The sequence below is a fragment of the Corynebacterium sp. LaCa117 genome (genome assembly GCF_046717765.1).
Lineage (GTDB): Bacteria > Actinomycetota > Actinomycetes > Mycobacteriales > Mycobacteriaceae > Corynebacterium > Corynebacterium kefirresidentii.
Genome location: NZ_CP177102.1, coordinates 356,211 through 375,516, shown reverse-complemented (window position 1 = coordinate 375,516; position 19,306 = coordinate 356,211). Strand labels below are relative to the sequence as shown.

Genomic DNA, 19,306 nt, shown 5'->3' with positions numbered 1-19,306 from the left:
TCGCCTCCTTCCAAAACATCTCTTTTATTATTCCGCCGGGACTTTCCTCATTTCGGTTACCCGAAATAACAAAAGCCCCGTGCAAGAGCACAGGGCGCGCGACATAAGAGAATGCCGCGAATAATCGCAAAGTGTCTCCTGCGTGGGCCGCCTCCTAGGATGGAGAACCTTCGATCCAAATGGATGACCAACGGTCTTCGGTGAACTTTGACTCGGCCTGAAGCGGCCGTTCAAACTTCGTGGAAAACACTACCTTCCCACCCACGGTTTCTCCAAATCCCCGTTTTCGCCGCGTAGGATAGCCGCCATGACCTGCCTGATGTGGTTCCGCGATGACCTGCGCCTACACGATAACCAGGCCCTTCGCCGCGCGGCCGAAGCCGCCTCGCTTGCAGGCGTTCCCTTGGTCGCCGTCGTGCTCGACGAGCCTGCATATCCGGGCACCCGCCCGTTGGGCGGCGCCACCACGTGGTGGCGCGAGCGCTCCCTTTATGCCCTGGCACATGACCTCGCGGAGCACGGCGTGGAGCTCATTCGCGTCGCCGGTGATGCCCGCGTGGAAATCCCCCGCCTAGCCGCCGAACTCGGCGCCACTACCGTCACGTGGACGCGCCGCTACCACGGCCCGCTGCGCGAGGTTGATGCCGCCGTCAAGGAAAACTTGACGGCTCGTGGCATTACCGCCACTTCTTCACCCGGCTTCACCCTGGTCGAACCCTGGGAGGTCACCAATGGCCAGGGCCAGCCCTATAAGGTCTTTACCCCCTTCTCCAAGGCCGCGTCCTCCCAAGTGGCAGGCGATGAGCCGGAGGGGGTGCCGGAGATGGGGGCGTCGGCAAGCATTGCGTGTTCCTGGCCCAAGCCCACCGAGCCGGCGTGGGCCGCATCCCTGGCCGAGCACTGGACGCCCGGGGAAGCCGGTGCGCGGGAGCGCCTGGCGCAGCTGGATCTGGCCAACTACGCCAAGGAGCGCGATATCCCCGCGCTTAATGCCACCTCTCTCCTCTCACCGCACCTGCGCTTTGGTGAGGTCTCCCCGCGCGAGGTGTGGTTCGCCGCGGCCGAGGAGCCGGAGTGCGCCAAGTTCCACTCCGAGCTGCTGTGGCGTGACTTTGCCTGGCACCGCCTCTACCACCTGCCCAACCTCGCTACCGAGAACGTACGGGAAAAATTCGACCGCTTCGATTGGTCCTGGGATGACCCACGCCTGACAGACTGGCAGTCCGGTACGACGGGCATTGCGCTTGTCGACGCCGGAATGCGCGAGCTATGGGCCACCGGCTATATGCACAACCGCGTACGGATGGTGGTGGGATCCTTCCTCACCAAGAACCTCGGTATCCACTGGCGCCTGGGCGAGGAATGGTTCTGGGATACGTTGGTAGATGCCGATGCCGCCTCCAACCCCTTCAATTGGCAGTGGGTGGCTGGCTGCGGCGATGACGCCGCACCATTTTTCCGCATCTTCAACCCCGAAACCCAGGCCAAGCGCTTCGACCCCGACGGCGACTATGTGCGCCGCTGGGCACCCGCGCTGTCTGGCCCACCCATAGTGGACCTAAAGGAATCGCGCCAAACCGCCCTCGACGCCTATGCCGAAATCAAGGACTAGGCCAACCAGGCCGGGCGCCACGCACACACCTGTCCAGGCACCAAAAAGGGGCTACGAGGAATATCCTCGTAGCCCCTTTAACGCTCGTTCGTGCGCTGCGCTAGACCGATTTACTCGGTGTAGCCCTTAACCACGGAGCCGTCAACCGGGATGCCCGGGCCGGAGGTGGTGGAGATGGTAGCGCGCTTGATGTAGATGCCCTTAGCGGAAGAAGGCTTCAGGCGCTGGATCTCATCCATGAGGGCGCCGTAGTTCTCAGCCAGCTTCTCCGCATCGAAGGAAGCCTTACCGATGATGGCGTGCAGGTTAGCAGCCTTATCAACGCGGAAGGAGATCTTGCCGCCCTTAACCTCAGAGATTGCCTTAGCAACGTCTGCGGTAACGGTGCCGGTCTTCGGGTTCGGCATCAGACCACGCGGGCCCAAGACGCGGGCAACGCGGCCAACCTTAGCCATCTGATCCGGGGTAGCGATAGCAACGTCGAAATCGATGTTGCCCTCGTTGATCTGCTCGATCAATTCAGCGGTGCCGACGATGTCAGCGCCAGCTTCCTGAGCGGCGGTAGCCTTCTCGCCTTCTGCGAAGACAGCAACGCGAACGTCCTTACCGGTGCCGTTAGGCAGGGAAACGGTGCCGCGAACCAGCTGGTCAGCCTTGCGCGGGTCAACGCCCAAACGGAAGACAACGTCAACGGTGGCGTCGAAGTTCTTGGAGGAGGTCTCCTTAGCCAGCTTGGTGGCCTCGATCGGACGGTACAGGCGGGACTTATCTACCAGTTCCGCAGCGGCCTTATAAGCCTTAGACTTGGTGCTCATTTAACAATTCCTTTTCTGGATTGGTGTGGTGTTCGGCGGGCCGTAGCTGGCCCTACCACATAAAGTTTTTACTTCTCCGGTGCGCCATCAACGGTGATGCCCATGGAGCGGGCGGTACCGGCGATGATGCGAGCGCCGTTCTCGATGTCACGTGCGTTCAGGTCCGCAAACTTGGTCTCTGCGATTTCCTTGCACTGGTCCCAAGACACAGAGCCGACCTTGTCGGTGTGTGGAACGCCGGAGCCCTTCTTGATGCCAGCGGCCTTCAGCAGCAGCTTAGCTGCCGGCGGGGTCTTCAGCTTGAAGTCGAAGGAACGGTCCTCGTAGACGGTGATCTCAACCGGAACCACGTTGCCACGCTGGTTCTCGGTAGCGGCGTTATAAGCCTTGCAGAATTCCATAATGTTGACGCCGTGGGCACCCAGTGCCGGGCCAACTGGCGGTGCCGGGTTAGCGGCGCCTGCCTCGATCTGCAGCTTGATGAAGCCAGATACCTTCTTCTTAGGAGCCATCGAATTACCTCTTTCCTGTGTTACCGGGATAGCCGCCACGATGAATAACGGGATCCCGTCCGGATGCTCACCTTCAGTGGGCCACCGGAGGATGAAACGTTTTTCTTATACGCACGCCAAAGGCGCACGGCGTTCCAGTTTAGAACACCGTGCGCCCTGCACAAAATCACTTTTAGGAGATGCGCTCGATCTCAGTCGGCGACAACTCCACTGGGGTCTCGCGGCCAAAGATGGATACCAGTCCCTGCATTTTGCCGGTCTCTGGGTCGATCTCGGAAATGGTGGCGGAGACTGCGGCCAGCGGGCCGGACAGGATGGTCACTGCCTCGCCCACCTCGAAGTCGTGGGCGTACTTCTTTGCCACTTCCTTTTCTGGCATGGCCACGACCTGCTCGCCCTCGGCCTCATTCGGGGCGGCATCGCCCTTGGTGGACGGTGCTTCGTTCGGCATCAGGAATTTAGCCACATCGCGGGTCTTAACCGGGGTGGCGTTGCCCTCGTTGCCCACGAAGGAGGTCACACCAGGGGTTTCGCGGATGACGGACCAAGCGGCGTCGTTAAGCTCAGCGCGAACCAAGACATAGCCCGGCAGCAGCTTGCGCTTCACAATCTTCTTCTTGCCGTCCTTGTTCTCGAGCACCTGCTCAATAGGAACGACAACCTCGAAGATAGAGTCCTCCACCTCGAGGGTCTGGGCACGCATGTCCAGGTTGGTCTTTACCTTGTTTTCGTAGCCGGAGTAGCACTGAATGATGTACCACTGGCCCGGCTGCTTCTTCAGCTCGCGGGTAAACGCACGCAGGCGCTTGCGGTAGGCGGCGTCTTCGGACTCATCCTCGCCAGCCTCTGGAGCTGCGGCCTCAGCGTCGGCTGCAGCTGCGGGCTCTGCCGGCGCTTCCGCCTCGGCTGCCTCAGCAGGCTCAGCTGCGGCGTCGGTGGACTCTGCTGCTTCTTCTGCTGCGGGCGCGCTTGGGGTAGCGTCCTCCTGCTGTACTTCTTCAACGGAGCTAGCATGTTCTGCCGCCTGCTCCTGCACGTTGGCCTGCATAGCCTCCTCGAGGGAGGTGCCTACGGTTTCGACGTTATTCTCGTCGCTCATGATTCTTACTCCAAAAATTCCTCGGCGCGTTGCGTAGGACCAGCCTACCCGCCCGCGTATGGGCAAAAAGTATCCCGCCGTTCCTTCAGCGGAAACAGCGGGATAAAAGATTATGGAAATATCTTACTAATCAGAGAGAATCTGCTCAACTCCGAGACCAGCCAGAGTGTCCACACCCCACACCAGAACAGTCAGGACGATGAGGAACGCAAAAGTAATGAGGGTGTACTGCAGCATCTCCTTAGCGGTCGGCCACACCACTTTCTTCATTTCAGTTGCCACCTCGCCAGGGAAAGCGGCTACGCCGCCACCTGGGGTGTCGTCGTGATTCTTATCCTCTACGCGGACGACGTGCTTATCGGCGTAGTCCGCGGAGGACGTGGTAGCCGCACCAGAGAGCTGACGCTTACCGGTCGGGCGCGGTGCACCCGAATTCTTCGGCTGCTGCTCATCGCTCACAGCTAACCCTCCTTGGGAACTAAATCTAATAGGGCGCTTAACGCGCACCTCCATAACTTTGTCAACCCTAGCAAAGCTTGCACTGCATGAAAAGCTGACCACCGCATTAATAAGACGTGGCCTTGGATACATTGGGCGAGCACAGCGGCGAGCAAAGCGGCGAGCGAAGCTCCGCCGGGAAGATTTGGCATGAACAAACCCCGCCACCTGATATCAAGTGACGGGGTTTACTGTGCAGGGGCGACAGGACTCGAACCTGCAACCTACGGTTTTGGAGACCGTTGCGCTACCAATTGCGCCACGCCCCTATTCTTTTATTCCTTAATGCCTCAGCATCAAGCGTTGAAGACCTTACCAGAGCCATAGTTCCAATCTGAAACCAGGCGGGGATGCAAAGCCTTCAGCGCGGTAATAAAAAAGCGCCCTGCGGGCGCCTTTCTTTCCCGGTAGCGATGGCGAGAATTGAACTCGCGACACAGCGATTATGAGTCGCTTGCTCTACCACTGAGCTACACCGCCATATTCACCTTGGGGGAATTTCTTCCTCCGAACATGAATGGAGCCCCCTGACAGAATCGAACTGTCGACCTTTTCCTTACCATGGAAACGCTCTGCCGACTGAGCTAAGGGGGCACATCCTAGCGTTGAACACATCGCTATTTCGTTGTGCTCTCCGTTGCGGACTCCAATAATCTAACCTGCTTTCAACGTTTTACACAAATCGCCACGTCAGAGCGTAAAAATGCATAGACCTTGTGAGGCCTTTTCGCACCTTTTGAATGCTGTTAGAGAAACGGCATGGCAGTCCACCGCTGCGGACTGCTCGGCCACGCTTTTTACCGTGTACCGGCAGCCGAGCGAAGGCATATGGATTGGGGGTGTGGGAAAAGGGGCGTCGGCAAGCGTGGCAATGCTTACTACGTGCAGTGACCTCGGCACGGATGCTGGTGGCTGAGTCCAGTGAGGCTCTCCACAGTTGTTGACCAGCCGCAAATACGGCCATTGACTCGGGGTCCTGAGGGTTTAAGCTTGGTCTGTAAAATCCCCCACCCCATACCGAGGAGCGAAGCTATGTCCGCTACCGATATTGCCACCCCACACATCAACCCGCAGGGCGCGCCCATTGCAGAAACCATCTTGCTGCCCGGCGACCCACTGCGCGCACAATTCATCGCCGAGAATTTCCTGGAAGACACTGTCCAGTTCAACGGCGTGCGCAATATGCTGGGGTTTACCGGCACCTATAACGGCAAGCCCGTTTCGGTCATGGGCACCGGCATGGGCATTCCCTCCATCGGCATCTACTCCTGGGAGCTCATCCACAACTACGGCGTAAAGAAGCTCATCCGCGTCGGTTCCATCGGCGCTATGCAAGAAGACATCGAGCTACACGACGTCATCGTCGCCTCCTCCGCCTCCACCGATTCCAATTTCTTGAGCCAGTACAACCTGCCGGGCAGCTACGCTCCCACCGCCTCGTGGAAGCTCCTCAAGGCCTTGGTCGATGAAGCCGAGAAGCAGCAGGCGCACATTCACGTGGGCAATATCTTGAGCTCGGACATCTTTTATAACTTTGACCAAAGCGTCAACGAACGCTGGGCGCACATGGGTGTGCTCGGCGTAGAGATGGAATCCGCCGCGCTTTATGCCACCGCGGCCGAAGCCGGCGTCGACGCACTGGGGCTTTTCACCGTATCCGACAACCTCGTGCACGGTACCAAGCTTTCTGCCGAAGAGCGCCAAACCGCCTTTCACACCATGATTGAACTCGCGCTGCCGCTTAACGCGCTCGACTAAAAGGACGCCTTCCCCGTGACTTCTTCTACTGCCTCTGCTTCCTCGCAGGACAAGCGGCCAAGCTCCGCGCTAAACCCCAAGGTTGCCGTCCCCATCCTGCTCTTCGTCTTCGTCTTTTCTCTGGTTATTGATAACGGCTTTAAGACGATGACCATGCCGATTGCCCAGGCGCTCGACCTTTCCGTTAAGACCGCCTCCCTGCAGGCTTCCCTCGCCGGCGTCATCATCGGCATCGGGGCCGTGGTCTACGCCGCGCTGGCGGATTCCATTTCCATCCGCAAGCTCATGCTCACCGGCGTCGTCCTCATTGCCGTGGGGTCGATCTTAGCCTTCGCCTTTTCTAGCTTCTGGCCCATGGTGCTGGCCGGTCGCCTCATTCAAACCGCCGGCCTCGCCGCCGCGGAGACGCTTTATGTCATTTACGTGACCAAGCACTTGAGCGAGGCCGATCAAAAGACCTACCTGGGCTTTTCCACCGCCGCCTTCCAGGCCGGCCTGCTCATCGGCGCGTTGACCTCTGGCTTTATTTCCACCTATGTCTCGTGGACGGCGATGTTCCTCATCCCGCTCATCCTCATTCTGACCATCCCGCCGATTATCAAGCTGGTGCCAGAAGATGAGGCCGTGGAGGGACACCTCGATGTGCTCGGCCTATTTTTCATCGCCGTCTTTGCCACTGGCCTGACCTTATTCATGCAGGAGTTCAACTGGATATATCTCATCGTGGCTGTCCTCGGCGTGGTGGGCTTTGCCTACCACATCGGCCACGCTAAATATCCCGTGGTCACCCCGGAGTTTTTCACCAACGGCCGCTACGTGTGGACCATCCTCATGGTCTTCTTCGTCTATTCCACCCAGATGGGCTTCATCTTCTTGCTGCCTTTTGCGGCGCATGACCTGCACGGGATGAATATTGATAAAGCCTCCCTGTTGATGATCCCGGGCTATATCTGCGCCATCCTCATCGGCATCTTCTCCGGAAAGATCGGCACCGTTTTATCCTCCCGCGCCACCATCTACACCGCCTTCGCCTTAGTTGCCGGCGCACTGGTGACGGCCGCGCTTTTTGTGCAACTCCACGTCGCTATTCTCATCGCAGCCATCGTGGCCTTCGCCTCCGGCTTTTCACTAATGTACGCGCCGCTGGTTAATACCGCGCTGCGCAATATCAGCGCCGCCAAGTCCGGCATCGCCATTGGTTTTTATAACCTGACCATCAATATCGCCATCCCGCTGGGCATTGCCTATACCGCCAAGCTCCAGGACCTCGCCAGCTATAACACCGTGCTGTGGATCCTGGCCGCCGTGGCCGCTATTGGCATTGCCCTATACGTAGTTTCTGACCTCAAGATGGCCCGTTCCGAATCCCGCCCAGCCCGTTAAGGAGAAAATTATGACTTCCCGCACCGACGTCGCATCCATCATCGATCACACCCTGCTCAAGCCGGAGGCGACCCCGGAACAGTTCCGCGCCCTGGTAAATGAGGCAGCCGAGCTGGGCACTTACTCCGTATGCGTTTCCCCCTCCGCTTTGCCCATCGAGGTTCCTGACTCCCTGCACATTGCCACCGTCGTCGGCTTTCCCTCCGGTGCCGTAAAGCCGGAGATCAAGGCCGCTGAGGCAGCCCGCGCGGTTGCCGATGGCGCCGAAGAAGTGGACATGGTCATCAATATCCCGCTAGCTATCGAGGGCCGCGCCGAGGATCTGCAAGCCGAAATCCAGGCCGTGCGCGATGCCATCCCAGGCAAGGTTCTCAAGGTCATCATTGAATCCGCTGCGCTTTCCGACGACGCCATTGTCCTCGCCTGCAAGGCCGCCGCAGCCGCCCAGGCGGACTTTGTTAAGACTTCCACCGGTTTCCACCCGGCCGGCGGTGCCTCCGTGCATGCCGTAAAGCTCATGCGCGAGACCGTAGGCGATAAGTTAGGCGTGAAAGCCTCTGGCGGCATCCGTACCGCACAGGACGCCCTAGCCATGATTGAGGCTGGCGCGACCCGCTTGGGCCTGTCCTCCTCCGCCAAGATCCTCGAGGAGCTCTAGTCCATGTCGAACGCCGCCGTAGATTATGACTACGCCCGTACGTGGGCCGAGCACGACCCTGATCCGGACACAGCCCGCCAGGTAAAGGCCTGGATTGAGGAGGGCAATACCGCCGAGCTCGCCTCCGCCTTCGCCGGCCCCTTGGCCTTTGGCACCGCGGGTCTGCGCGCCGCCGTGGGTCCGGGTGAGTCCCGCATGAACCGCGCCGTGGTCATCCGCACCACCTACGGGCTCATCACCTGGCTCAAACAGCAGGTCGATACCCCAGTCGTGGCCATTGGGTGCGATGCCCGCCACGGCTCCGCGCAATTCCAGCGCGATGCGGCTCAGGTCATCTCCGCGGCCGGCGGCCGGGCCCTGGTTTTGCCCGCGCAAAACCCCACGCCACTGACCGCCTTCACCGTGCGCGAGCTCAAGGCGGATGCTGGCATCATGGTTACCGCCTCACATAATCCGCCCGCCGATAATGGCTACAAGGTCTACTTGGGCGGGCGCATTGCCACCGGCCCGGCAGAAGGCGTGCAGCTTATCTCGCCCGCCGATGCCGAAATCGCGGAAGCCATCGCCGCGGCACCTCATGCCGATGAAATCCCGCTTTCTGCGGCGAATGTCGAGAACGTCGATACCCGCGCCGACTACCTCGACCGCGCGGCACAACTCGTAGGCGGAAGCTCCGATGTCACCATCGCGCTCACGGCCATGCACGGCGTTGGTGCTGCCTTGGGCAAAGAACTTCTCACCCGCTGTGGCTTCCGCGTCTCGCTGGTTCCTGAGCAGGCCCAACCGGATCCGGATTTCCCTACCGTCTCCTTCCCCAACCCGGAAGAGCCTGGCGCCCTTGATCTGGGTATCCGTCACGCTGAGGAGATCGGCGCCGATATCCTTATCGCTTATGACCCCGATGCGGACCGCTGCGCCGCCGCCGTGCCCACTCCTTCCGGCACGTGGCGTCAGCTCACCGGCGATGAAACTGGCGCCCTTTTGGGCGACTATCTGGCCCGCCGCGGGGCGACCGGCAATTTTGCCAATTCCCTCGTCTCCTCCCGCCTGCTCGGGCGCATTGCCGCGCACTACGGCCTCGGCCACGAGGAGACGCTGACCGGCTTCAAGTGGATCGCACGCACACCGGATCTTGCCTTTGGATACGAGGAAGCCATTGGATTCTGCCCCGATCCCACCGCTGTCCGTGACAAGGATGGCATCGCAACCTCCGTAGTGCTCGCCAGCCTCGCAGCCGAATGCAAGTCCGCAGGAACCACCCTGCTGGAGCGATTGGAGGGCATCTACGCCACCGTCGGGGCCCTATATACCCAACCACTGACCTTCCGCGTAGATGACCTCAAAATCATCGCCCAAGCCATGGACAAGGTCGCCTCTACCCCACCCACGGAGCTGGCCGGCTCGCCGGTGGCGAAGGTAGAGAAATTCGCCCAAGGCTCCAAGTTCTTCACCAACAACGATGACCGCGTCATCGTACGCCCCTCCGGCACGGAACCGAAGCTCAAGTGCTACCTCGAGTCCCCCGACGCCGACCGCTTGGATGCCATCGCGGCCGACCTGCGCGCCTACTTCGAGATTTAAACCCCTCCCCGCTCCACGCTCTCTAACTGGTCCTTCTGAGATTGCTTAGGGCCAATGAGGGTGCGGACTAGTGGGCTTGCTGCCGCCAGGCCCACCGCCGCAGTACCAACTATCGATTCCGGTGGGTCAAAAAGAACGAGTATCGCCGGTATAAGGATGAGCGCGCCGAAAATGACACCTACGGCCGTAAAGAGCCGTACTTTTGATTCAAATATCGCGTACTCGAAAGATTCTGCTGTAACTTTCCTATCGAGGACAATATCTGCATGAGCGTCCTCCAGAATCCGATCGCCTGCGCCCGGCTGAATGTCATTGTGCTGTTTGATTATCTGTGGATGCGGAGTTGGCCCCTGATGCGCCCACACAGCAATTTGGTCGTCAAGGTTAGAAAGTCTATTTACGCCAGGGAGCGCTCCTCCAACTGTGGGAAATCGCTGCGTTTATTTTCCGGTGCGCCCGATAACTGCGAGTCCGATTGCGCAGATGCGCTTGCTGCGCTGCCTGCGCTACTCGCTGGCTTTGAAATAGGTGAATCTCGTTTACCCCGTCCAGCATCGTTCGGATCTTCTTCATATCCCATATCCTATCGCTAAACCCCATACCTTCATCTCTACAGTGACTTTCTGTGACTGATGGTATGGCTACCGAGCACGCCTGTTTGTACACAGCGCCTTAGAAAGGTGTAGTTTGCTGGTCCTGAAGGCCAAAATGAGAGGAGTTAAAGATTGCAGTTGGTATTTCATCATTGCTCTGCCTCGGCTATTTCATTGGCGGTTTGAATGCGGCATACATTGCCAAGGCCCTGGCGGGATCGGATTCCACCTCATTGCCGGATATTTCTCGTAGGTTAGGAAATGGATTTTTCTACTTCACGATCGCGGGGATATTCCTAGCTGTATTCCTCGTCGGTGCCTATGCGGTGTTCCACAGGGCTCAAAGCTCCCACAGACAGGAGTCCTGCCGGTAGCACCCGTCTCACGGCAGATTCTAGTGGTCGTGGAAACACTTCCTATGTTTCGGTTGAGTTTATCAGTGCGGCCATTTTCTCGGCTGGTGTTTGAAAGCCCAGGGTTTTGCGGGGTCGGCGGTTGAGTTGCATGGCGACGAATTCTAGGTCCGCTGCACTATGGACGTTGAGGTCTGTCCCTTTAGGGAAGTACTGTCTTAGTAGTCCATTGGTGTTTTCATTGGTGCCTCGCTGCCACGGCGAACCAGGATCGCAGAAAAACACGGGACAGTTTGTAGCTACAGAAAAGGCCTTATGGCAGGCCATTTCACTTCCCTGATCCCAGGTAAGTGATCCTTTGAGATGATCTGGCAAGGTAGCAATCGCTTTTGTAAGTGCTTCATTTACTTCGGTAGCACTATGCCCATTCGGTAAATGCAGCAAGATGACATAGCGCGTGGTTCGCTCTACTAGCGTTCCAATTGCGGACTTATTACCCGCGCCTAGAATGAGGTCGCCTTCCCAATGACCTGGTACTGCCCGGTCGTCTACTTCTGCTGGGCGGTCGGAAATCATCACCATAGGGTCAACAAACCGCTTGCGGGCACTGCGCGTGCCACGAGGTCGACGTTGGGCGTGACCGCGACGCAGTGCAGCAGCGACTTCCTTTTTCAACTCGCCTTTAGCCTGGAAATACAAAGACTGATAAATCGTTTCAGGACACACGTACATAGTCTCATCACCGGGATAGCAGCTGCGCAACCTCCCAGAAATCTGCTCTGGCGAGTACCTATCTTTCACCATCGCCCAGACCACCGTGCGCAAACGTGGATTGGCATCAATCTTGCGCTTTTTCGGTCTAAACCTACGCAACACCGATTTACGGTGCTCATACGTGGGAAGATACACCCCAAATTCATCCCGGTTGCGTTTAAGCTCCTTGCTGATAGTGCCAGCAGAGCGGGCAAGACGCCGAGCTATCTCACGTACGCCTTTGCCTTGCCGGTCAAGATCAAAGATGAGCTCGCGCTCTTCTACCGACAAGTAGCGCGAAGAAATACGCCTATCGATACGCTGTTGCGGAATAACCTGGACTGGAACTGCTTGGCGACCATCAACGTACTCAATTACCTGCATAAGCCTGTTATACAGCGCCACATCCGGGCCAGCCGGGACAAAAGGCACACGCCCGGTAGAAAGCTTAATGACACCTTTGTCTATATCAGCAGCATTACGCGGATGAATGCCACAGGCTAAAGCTGCATCTTTGCGCCCTAAAGCATCCGCACGCAGTTGCAGATAGCTACATCGGCCAGTTGTGGCCGCAGCTTTGCGGCCATATGGATTGCGCTTCCACAAACCAAGCTCAATACCGATGCGGTACACCGGAGAAGAGCCTATAGAAAGCTGGCGCGCAATATCCATCGGTGCCACACCTTCCAGCCACAGGCGAGCTATTTCCTGACTGTCATCCGAGCTAGTAGTCCTGCGGCGCTTGCGCGGCAAGTCCAACTCACCAGCAAGCCGATACGCCACCGAACGCGCTAAACCAACCACCCCAGCAGCCGCCCGTATTGAACTACCAGCCCGAACCAACGACGCAAACCGCGCCACAACAACAGAATCCGGAACCCATTTCGACTCCACACAATCACCTAACCCATGTCAGGTGTTTCCACGACCACTAGAAATCAAGCACGACTGCAGGTACGACGAAACCCCGCAAGCATCTGCTTGCGGGGTTCATTCTGTGCCAGGTAGAAGATTCGAACTTCTGAAGGCAATGCCGGCGGATTTACAGTCCGCTCCCTTTGGCCGCTCGGGCAACCTGGCATGCACTGTGTGGTGCGAGTAAGTACTTTACTACGAACCACCCACCTACCTACAAATCGCCAGCGCATAAGGGGAAAAAGGCGATTGAGGGGGCGTCGCCAAGCAGCTAGCCCACGCGGCGCACGGTGTAATCCGCCAATTGGCGCAGGGCCTGGCTGGCCGAGTTCTCCGGTAGCACGGCGAGTTGCTCCTCCACCGTGCGCAGGTAGGCAGTGATGTCCTCCAGCGCCTTCTGTCGGCCGCCAGATTGGTGCAGGAGCTCAATGGCGCGCTCCACCTCGGCGTCGGAATGCAGCGGCCCAGTAAGCAGCTCACGCAGCTTATCGCCCACTTCTCCTTCTTCTTCCAAGGCATAGAGAACCGGCAGTGTAAATACGCCCTCACGCAGGTCTGTTCCCGGGGTCTTGCCGGATTCCTTAGGGTCGGAGAAGATGTCGATGACATCGTCCACAATCTGGAAGATCATGCCGATGGCTCCACCGATGCGGTGCAGGGCTGCGGCATGCTCGGCCGAGGCCCCGGAGTGATAGGCGCCCAAGTAGCCCGCAGAGGCGATGAGCACGGCAGTCTTTTCGCGGATAACCGCCGTATAGTGCTCCACGGCATTAGCCTCGCCCGCGCCGATGGTCTCGCGCATCTGGCCGGTAACCAGCTCTTCAAAGGTATCGGCAAAGTGGCCTACGGTGTGGGTATCCAGCTCGCTCATCAGGCGGGAGGCATGCGCCAAGAGCGCATCGCCGGCGAGGATGGCCACGGAATTATTCCACCGGGAATTCGCGGATTCCACACCCCTACGGCGGTCTGCCTCATCCATGACATCGTCATGATAAAGAGTGGCCACATGCACCATCTCCACGACGGTGGCGGCCTTAACAACCTCTTCGCAGCCCGGACGCGAACCATACTCGGAGGCCAATAGCGCCATCATGGGGCGAAAGCGCTTGCCACCGGCCTTGGACAGGTGGCTGACCTTATCCTTTAAGAAGTCCTGGCCGCGGTCGATTTCACTGCGCAGCTTGTCTTCTACTGCTTCCATGCCCGCACCAATGCGCTCGTTGAGCTGCGGATCACCGAGATCCACGTGCGTGGCATGCGATTGACCGTGAGTCATTAAATAGTGTTCCTTGCAACTAAAAGCCAGAGATAATCGATTACCTACCGTAGTCCAATCCGCGCCCCTAAACACACTCGAGGGGTCGAACTCATGCAATGATAGTCCTCATGTCGGAGCAGATCGATTCCCCAACCTATGTCGAGGTCGCCATCATTGGCGCTGGACCTGCCGGTGCCGCCGCCGCGATTCACGCCGCACGCGCGGGCTTTGACACCCTCCTTATTGATTCCGCGACATTTCCCCGCGATAAAACCTGCGGTGACGGGCTCACCCCACGCGCGATGCATCAGCTCGATGAGCTAGGCCTTAAGATCAACGCCTCCTACCGCAATCGCGGTCTGAAGCTGCACGGATACGGCGGCGATATTACCGCGCCGTGGCCGAAAACCTACCCTTCCCAGGTGGGTACGGCCCTGCCGCGTTATCGCTTTGATGCCCTGCTTGTCGATGCCGCCGTAGGCGCCGGCGCCACCCTTATCACCGGCACCCCTGCTACCGATCCCGTATTAGAAGGAAACCGCCTGACGTCTTTCCGCGTGGGCGAAGCCACCGTACACGCCAATTGGATCATTGTGGCCGATGGCGTGCGCTCTACTTTTGGCAAGAAGCTTGGCCGCACCTGGCACCGCGAGGAGGTCTATGGAATCGCCGCACGCTCCTATGCTTCCTCCACGCATGCCGATGAGCCCTGGATGCATTCCCACGTAGAGCTCAAAGACGAAGACGGCAAAGTACAACCCGGCTACGGCTGGATCTTCCCGCTCGGCCTTGAGCTTGGCCAGGTCAATATCGGCCTTGGCGCACTCTCGACCGCGCAGCGCCCCGCCAAGATCAATACCAAGAAGCTGCTCGAGTTCTACGCCGCCCAACAACGCCCCGAGTGGGGACTAGGAGAGATTGAACACGTCACCTCTGCCCTATTGCCCATGGGTGGCGCGGTATCCAACGTGGCCGGCGCCAATTGGATGATTATCGGCGATGCCGCCGCCTGCATTAATCCCCTCAACGGCGAGGGCATCGATTATGGCTTGGAGACCGCCGCGCTGGCCGTGGATCTACTCGGTCCAAAGGATTTCACCCTCGCCTGGCCGGCCGTCTTGCGCGAACACTACGGCGAATCCTTCCTCCTGGCCCGCACGGCCGCACGTCTTTTGACCTACCCGCAGTTCCTACCGATTGCCGGTCCCCTGGCCCTGCGCGGGCCCGTCGGCCGTATGCTCATGCCGGCCGCCGCACGCCTCATGGGCAATCTCATTACTGACGACGACCGCGATCTTATCGCCCGCACCTGGCGCGCTGCTGGCCGCACCGTATCGTCTATCCGCCGCGATACTCCCCTGTGGGATTCCACCGCGGCATAGTCCCCCACCGCAGTCCTCTAGGCGCGGGCTCAGGCCCGCACCTAGGCGGGCTTGACCGCCGAGTGCAGCGCCACGATGCCAAAGGTAAGGTTCTGCCAACCGGCCTCGGCCCAGCCATTGCGATTGATAGCCGCCGCGAGCTCCTCTTGCCCCGGCCATGCACGAATGGACTCCGCGAGGTAGATATAGGCATCCGGATTAGAAGAAACCACGCGCGCCACCGGCGGCAGCAGGCGCATTAAGTATTCCTTGTACACGGTGCCAAAAATCGGCACCACCGGGGTGGAAAATTCCGCCACCGCTAGACGCCCGCCCGGCTTGGTCACGCGCGCCATTTCACGCAGCCCGAGCTCAAAGTCGTGGATATTGCGCAGTCCATAAGAGATGGTCACCGCATCAAAAGTATTATCCGCAAACGGCAGCTTCATGCCATCGCCGGCCACCTTGGGTACGTCACGCTCACGGCCAGCGGCCAACATGCCACGGGAGAAATCACACGCCACGCACCACGCACCGGACTTGGACAATTCCACGGTGGATACGGCGGTGCCGGCCGCAAGATCGAGGACCTTCTCCCCCGGTTGTAGGTTTAGTCGTTCGCGGGTGCGCTTGCGCCAGTGCGCGTCCTGCCCGAAGGACAAGACGGTATTAGTGAGGTCGTACTTCTCGCCCACGGCGTCAAACATGCGCGCCACATCGAAGGGCTTTTTATCCAGATCTGCCTTAGACACAAATGATCAGTTTAGGCCACGCGGGCGCCGAGGGCACGAGCCGCCCACCGCGGCAGCTCCGGGCGCTGCCCCAGAATGGTCAGGGGCACCCGGCGGGTATCCTCCAGCACCTCTTCGTAATAGCCCACGAGCTGCTCGCACAGCGCCTTCCATGTCTTGGAAGAAATGGACTCGCGGGCATTATCGCGCATCTCCTGATGGATCTCTGGGTTGAGCAGCGCATCCACCGCATTGGGGAGGTCTTCCACAAAGGTCTTCACGTCCAACAAAAGCCCGTTATAGCCCTCCTCAATGAGGTCTACCGGACCACCGGCACGCGGCCCAATGGTCGGCACGCCGGAGGCCTGCGCCTCCTGAATGGACTGGCAGAAGGTCTCAAACTCACCGGCATGGACAAAAACATCCAAAGAAGCATAGGCCGCGGCAAGTTCTTCACCGGAAAGAGCACCCGTAAACACGGCCCCAGGAAGCTGGGCTTCCAATAGGGGCCGCTCCGGCCCATCGCCCACGATAACCAGCTGGATATCTTCGCGTCCGTTGAGCGCCGATAACCGGTGCACGCCCTTTTCCGCAGCCAAACGGCCAACGAAGCCGACGATATTCTTCGTTCCACTCGGCTCCCAGCTGCGGCGCAGCTCAGCAGAGCGCTTGGATGGGTGGAAAAGCTCCGCATTCACGCCGCGTCCCCAATGGCGCACGTTTTTGATGTGGTGCTTTTCCAGATCTCGGATGGTCAGAGAAGACGGTGCCAGGGTCATCTGGCAGGAGTTGTGGATGGTGCGCAGCCACTCCCAGACGCCATAGGCCAGCGCGGAAGCATGGTATTTAGTGGCGAATCCGGCGACGTCGGTCTGGTACAGCGCCACGGCCGGCACGCGTTGCTGACGGGCGGAGAAGGCACCTGCCGCGCCGAGTACGAAGGGGCTAGCTAGGTGGATGATATCCGGCTTGAAATCACGCAGCGCTTCATCCACGGCCGTGGTAGGAACTCCCACCGGAAGCGAATCCACCAGCGGCACGCGCACGGTGGGCACGCGGTAGATGGGGAATCCGAGGTAGTCCGGAATTTCCTCTTGGCCTTCGCGGGCGCCCGGCGCGATAACAATGGCCTCCTGCCCCGTCTCGTGCAGATGCTCCAAAACGCGCAGCACTGAGTTGGTCACACCATTGACATTGGGAAGGAAGGATTCAGCCACGATCGCAACACGCATGCCACCATAATGACCTATTTTCTTAAGTTAATGGTGAAGCTAGCGGAAAATCTTGGTTAATTATTTCTCCGCACGGCGGGTAAAGAAGCTAATCAGCTTCCACAAAGCGGCCGCAATAAGTGTAGCCACCACCCCTACCGAAGCCGCTGGGATGATAGCCAGCGTCCACTTACGGCCTTCGACCTTGACTAAATCAGGGTCATCGAGGGCGTATTGCACCCACACCTGCTGCCCCTCCCCCAGGCCGCTGGGATATAGCAGCCCGTGCTTCGGGATATGGTAAATCCCCTCACTGTCTTGGAAATCCACCGTGGTGCGCAGCATTCCCACGTCTTTGACTGTAGCCAGAGCACGCGCGGGATGGGCGGCGATGGCGTGATCATTAAGCGCCGGTCCGATGACCATGCCTACCACGCCCACAAGTGCGGCCAGATACAACGCCAGCGTCAGCTGGTGCAGGCGACGACGATAGACCGCAGCCGTATAGCGCGGCACCACGGCTGCGTGCGGTTTATGCTGCGGCGAAGCCACTTACTGGCCCACCTTTGCGGTCAGCTTCTCAGTGAGCGCCCGACGCGTGGCACGGGTGGTCTTTGCTTCCACGATGGTGATACCGGTGGAGTATTCCTTAAGTTCCGCCAGCGTATCCAGCAGCTCCTGCGGGGTAGTGACCTCGCGGTAGTCTGCCTCATAGGCTTCTGCCAGCTTGCCGACGTCCACCCCATGCGGCGTCCCAAACGCCGGCTCAAACGATGCGCGCAGCGCATCGGCCCCCTGCTCAAGGGTTTCGAAGATGCCGCCACCATTGTCATTGGCTACGACGATGGTGAGGTTTTCCGGACGCGGTTGGTCTTCTGGGATGAGCAGGCTATTCGCATCATGCAAGAAGGTGACATCGCCCATCAGCGCCATAACGCGTGGGGCACGCCAATTGGTGGGATCCAGCGATTGCGTGGCCAAGGAAATGCCGATGGCCTGGGCAATGGTTCCGTCAATACCGGCCGCCCCGCGCGGCGAGTACGTATCGACACCGTCGAAGGGCAGGCCCACTAATGCGGCATCGCGCACTGGGTTCGAGGCGCCAAGGACCAGGGCGTCGTTGACGGAGAGCGTATCGCCCACCGCGGCCGCCACGTGCAGCCCGGTAAATCCCAGTTCTTCGTCCTCAAGAGTCTCGCGCACGGCTTGTCCCGCCATGTCGGTAGCACCCTCGCAAATCTTCATCCACTCGCGGCTCGGTTCCCCGGTGACCTTGACGGTGGTGCCAAGGCGTGCGTCCTCACCGCGCTGATTGGTGAAGTCCTTGGTGCGCGAGAGCACCACCAGATCAATATCCGGATCATTCATCAGCGCCAAAACGCTGCGGTGCAGCGTCGGGTGCCCGACGACGATGACCTGTTCCACCTTGGTATTGACCACATAGTCATTCGCGGAGACCTGCGCCTTGCGGAAGATATGCGCCGCCGCCGGATGTACCGGATGGTACGGGCCTGGCGCGCTTGGCTCTGCGATGGTTGGTACGTCTTGGAGGCCTTCTACCTCCCAGGCCTCGTCCCCCGCAATGACCAGTGTGTTCTTGCTCAAGTCCACGGCTACTTCGCCGTGATCCACAAAGGCCGGTGCTGGCTCGAGCACGCCATCGCCGGAGGTGCGGGCGGGCAAAGCGGCGTCGACAAGCGGGGCATCAAAAGCCACATTGATGTGTACTTGCAGGTCTGCGCGGAAGCGCTGGGACATCGCCTCCAGATCAGCTGCGCTGGTGACCTGGGTGGTCTCCGCATAGACGCCGAAGATGCCCTGTTGCTCGATGGTTTGGGAGGCACCCGTGCCTACCAGACGCTCTGGCCGATCGGCGCTAATGATGGCCAGCGGCGTATGGGAATAGTGTGCCTCCACCACGGCCGGCAGAGTATTAGCCACCGCAGTTCCCGAGGTCATCACCACGCCCACGTGGCGGCGCTGCACTCGCGCCATGCCTAGGGCGGTAAACGCTCCCCCGCGCTCATCGAGGCGGGTGTGAACGCGGATATCATCACGTGCTAAAAGCGCCAACGACAGCGGCGCGTTGCGCGAACCAGGGCACAAAACGACATCCGTGAGGTGGCGCGCCAGTTGGGCGGCTACCTTCTCAGCCAACTGCATCGATTCATTCATGCCGCCCGATTTTACCTGCCCGCGCGCCATTTCCCTTACC

At 59.5% G+C, this 19,306-nt stretch carries 17 protein-coding genes and 4 tRNA genes; 7 read left to right on the top strand and 14 right to left on the bottom strand.

The window, feature by feature from the left end; genetic code table 11:
- The first annotated feature begins 307 nt into the window (after window positions 1–307).
- Window positions 308–1,612 carry a cryptochrome/photolyase family protein gene (locus tag ACLI1L_RS01950; protein ID WP_411707924.1) on the top strand — a complete coding sequence of 435 codons (1,305 nt, stop codon included), beginning with the start codon at window positions 308–310 and terminating at the stop codon, window positions 1,610–1,612.
- 110 nt (window positions 1,613–1,722) lie between these two features.
- Here the strand turns inward: ACLI1L_RS01950 and rplA are convergent, their stop codons facing one another.
- The 7 genes from rplA to ACLI1L_RS01915 form a co-directional block, all read right to left on the bottom strand.
- Window positions 1,723–2,427 (bottom strand): 50S ribosomal protein L1, encoded by a 705-nt coding sequence (gene rplA, locus ACLI1L_RS01945; RefSeq protein ID WP_049383568.1) that lies wholly within the window; start codon window positions 2,425–2,427, stop codon window positions 1,723–1,725.
- A 68-nt stretch (window positions 2,428–2,495) separates the two neighbouring features.
- Window positions 2,496–2,939 carry a 50S ribosomal protein L11 gene (gene rplK / locus ACLI1L_RS01940; protein ID WP_005327961.1) on the bottom strand — a complete coding sequence of 148 codons (444 nt, stop codon included), beginning with the start codon at window positions 2,937–2,939 and terminating at the stop codon, window positions 2,496–2,498.
- A gap of 172 nt (window positions 2,940–3,111) precedes the next feature.
- Window positions 3,112–4,038, bottom strand: a complete 927-nt coding sequence (nusG, locus tag ACLI1L_RS01935; protein ID WP_411707923.1) for a transcription termination/antitermination protein NusG — start codon at window positions 4,036–4,038, stop codon at window positions 3,112–3,114.
- A gap of 126 nt (window positions 4,039–4,164) precedes the next feature.
- On the bottom strand, window positions 4,165–4,497 hold the full coding sequence (secE, locus tag ACLI1L_RS01930; RefSeq protein WP_394285768.1) for a preprotein translocase subunit SecE: 333 nt from the start codon (window positions 4,495–4,497) through the stop codon (window positions 4,165–4,167).
- Window positions 4,498–4,732: 235 nt separating this feature from the next.
- Window positions 4,733–4,805, bottom strand: a tRNA-Trp gene (locus ACLI1L_RS01925).
- 139 nt (window positions 4,806–4,944) lie between these two features.
- Window positions 4,945–5,016 (bottom strand) — tRNA-Met (locus ACLI1L_RS01920).
- Between the two features lie 38 nt (window positions 5,017–5,054).
- Window positions 5,055–5,130, bottom strand: a tRNA-Thr gene (locus ACLI1L_RS01915).
- 438 nt (window positions 5,131–5,568) lie between these two features.
- Here ACLI1L_RS01915 and deoD point away from each other — a divergent pair.
- The 5 genes from deoD (at window position 5,569) to ACLI1L_RS01890 (ending at window position 10,509) form a co-directional block, all read left to right on the top strand.
- Window positions 5,569–6,294, top strand: a complete 726-nt coding sequence (gene deoD / locus ACLI1L_RS01910; RefSeq protein WP_411707922.1) for a purine-nucleoside phosphorylase — start codon at window positions 5,569–5,571, stop codon at window positions 6,292–6,294.
- A gap of 93 nt (window positions 6,295–6,387) precedes the next feature.
- The gene (locus tag ACLI1L_RS01905; RefSeq protein WP_411708344.1) at window positions 6,388–7,677 is read left to right on the top strand and encodes an MFS transporter; all 1,290 of its coding nucleotides are present in this window, start codon (window positions 6,388–6,390) and stop codon (window positions 7,675–7,677) included.
- Window positions 7,678–7,687: 10 nt separating this feature from the next.
- Window positions 7,688–8,335: a deoxyribose-phosphate aldolase gene (deoC, locus tag ACLI1L_RS01900; protein ID WP_411707921.1), complete on the top strand. Its 648-nt coding sequence runs from the start codon at window positions 7,688–7,690 to the stop codon at window positions 8,333–8,335.
- Window positions 8,336–8,338: 3 nt separating this feature from the next.
- Entirely contained in the window at window positions 8,339–9,916 is a 1,578-nt protein-coding gene (locus tag ACLI1L_RS01895; protein ID WP_411707920.1) for a phospho-sugar mutase, read from the top strand.
- Window positions 9,917–10,182: 266 nt separating this feature from the next.
- Window positions 10,183–10,509 carry a hypothetical protein gene (locus tag ACLI1L_RS01890; protein WP_411707919.1) on the top strand — a complete coding sequence of 109 codons (327 nt, stop codon included), beginning with the start codon at window positions 10,183–10,185 and terminating at the stop codon, window positions 10,507–10,509.
- Window positions 10,510–10,925: 416 nt separating this feature from the next.
- On the opposite strand, the gene ACLI1L_RS01885 is transcribed toward ACLI1L_RS01890, so the two are convergent.
- The 3 genes from ACLI1L_RS01885 to ACLI1L_RS01875 form a co-directional block, all read right to left on the bottom strand.
- Window positions 10,926–11,999, bottom strand: a complete 1,074-nt coding sequence (locus ACLI1L_RS01885) for an IS30 family transposase (RefSeq protein WP_411708343.1) — start codon at window positions 11,997–11,999, stop codon at window positions 10,926–10,928.
- 614 nt (window positions 12,000–12,613) lie between these two features.
- A tRNA-Tyr gene (locus ACLI1L_RS01880) sits at window positions 12,614–12,695 on the bottom strand.
- A gap of 106 nt (window positions 12,696–12,801) precedes the next feature.
- The gene (locus ACLI1L_RS01875; RefSeq protein WP_086588896.1) at window positions 12,802–13,806 is read right to left on the bottom strand and encodes a polyprenyl synthetase family protein; all 1,005 of its coding nucleotides are present in this window, start codon (window positions 13,804–13,806) and stop codon (window positions 12,802–12,804) included.
- A 98-nt stretch (window positions 13,807–13,904) separates the two neighbouring features.
- Between ACLI1L_RS01875 and ACLI1L_RS01870 the strand changes: the two genes are divergently transcribed.
- Window positions 13,905–15,170 carry a geranylgeranyl reductase family protein gene (locus tag ACLI1L_RS01870; RefSeq protein ID WP_411707918.1) on the top strand — a complete coding sequence of 422 codons (1,266 nt, stop codon included), beginning with the start codon at window positions 13,905–13,907 and terminating at the stop codon, window positions 15,168–15,170.
- Between the two features lie 41 nt (window positions 15,171–15,211).
- Here ACLI1L_RS01870 and ACLI1L_RS01865 read toward each other — a convergent pair whose 3' ends face one another.
- Genes ACLI1L_RS01865 through menD form a run of 4 tightly spaced genes read right to left on the bottom strand, consistent with a single transcriptional unit; the run spans window position 15,212 to window position 19,266 of the window.
- Window positions 15,212–15,901, bottom strand: a complete 690-nt coding sequence (locus ACLI1L_RS01865) for a demethylmenaquinone methyltransferase (protein ID WP_023020512.1) — start codon at window positions 15,899–15,901, stop codon at window positions 15,212–15,214.
- An 11-nt stretch (window positions 15,902–15,912) separates the two neighbouring features.
- Window positions 15,913–17,112 (bottom strand): glycosyltransferase family 4 protein, encoded by a 1,200-nt coding sequence (locus ACLI1L_RS01860; protein WP_239208776.1) that lies wholly within the window; start codon window positions 17,110–17,112, stop codon window positions 15,913–15,915.
- Between the two features lie 60 nt (window positions 17,113–17,172).
- On the bottom strand, window positions 17,173–17,643 hold the full coding sequence (locus tag ACLI1L_RS01855; RefSeq protein WP_086588900.1) for a DUF3592 domain-containing protein: 471 nt from the start codon (window positions 17,641–17,643) through the stop codon (window positions 17,173–17,175).
- Window positions 17,644–19,266 (bottom strand): 2-succinyl-5-enolpyruvyl-6-hydroxy-3-cyclohexene-1-carboxylic-acid synthase, encoded by a 1,623-nt coding sequence (gene menD, locus ACLI1L_RS01850; protein WP_411707917.1) that lies wholly within the window; start codon window positions 19,264–19,266, stop codon window positions 17,644–17,646.
- Window positions 19,267–19,306: the final 40 nt, after the last annotated feature.

Bases quoted from the DNA above. Each gene is read 5' to 3' on its own strand.
- ACLI1L_RS01950 (WP_411707924.1), top strand. From the start codon at position 308: ATGACCTGCCTGATGTGGTTCCGCGATGACCTGCGCCTACACGATAAC.
- rplA (WP_049383568.1), bottom strand. From the start codon at position 2,427: ATGAGCACCAAGTCTAAGGCTTATAAGGCCGCTGCGGAACTGGTAGAT.
- rplK (WP_005327961.1), bottom strand. From the start codon at position 2,939: ATGGCTCCTAAGAAGAAGGTATCTGGCTTCATCAAGCTGCAGATCGAG.
- nusG (WP_411707923.1), bottom strand. From the start codon at position 4,038: ATGAGCGACGAGAATAACGTCGAAACCGTAGGCACCTCCCTCGAGGAG.
- deoD (WP_411707922.1), top strand. From the start codon at position 5,569: ATGTCCGCTACCGATATTGCCACCCCACACATCAACCCGCAGGGCGCG.
- deoC (WP_411707921.1), top strand. From the start codon at position 7,688: ATGACTTCCCGCACCGACGTCGCATCCATCATCGATCACACCCTGCTC.
- ACLI1L_RS01895 (WP_411707920.1), top strand. From the start codon at position 8,339: ATGTCGAACGCCGCCGTAGATTATGACTACGCCCGTACGTGGGCCGAG.
- ACLI1L_RS01890 (WP_411707919.1), top strand. From the start codon at position 10,183: ATGAGCGTCCTCCAGAATCCGATCGCCTGCGCCCGGCTGAATGTCATT.
- ACLI1L_RS01885 (WP_411708343.1), bottom strand. From the start codon at position 11,999: ATGCAGGTAATTGAGTACGTTGATGGTCGCCAAGCAGTTCCAGTCCAG.
- ACLI1L_RS01875 (WP_086588896.1), bottom strand. From the start codon at position 13,806: ATGACTCACGGTCAATCGCATGCCACGCACGTGGATCTCGGTGATCCG.
- ACLI1L_RS01870 (WP_411707918.1), top strand. From the start codon at position 13,905: ATGATAGTCCTCATGTCGGAGCAGATCGATTCCCCAACCTATGTCGAG.
- ACLI1L_RS01860 (WP_239208776.1), bottom strand. From the start codon at position 17,112: ATGCGTGTTGCGATCGTGGCTGAATCCTTCCTTCCCAATGTCAATGGT.
- menD (WP_411707917.1), bottom strand. From the start codon at position 19,266: ATGAATGAATCGATGCAGTTGGCTGAGAAGGTAGCCGCCCAACTGGCG.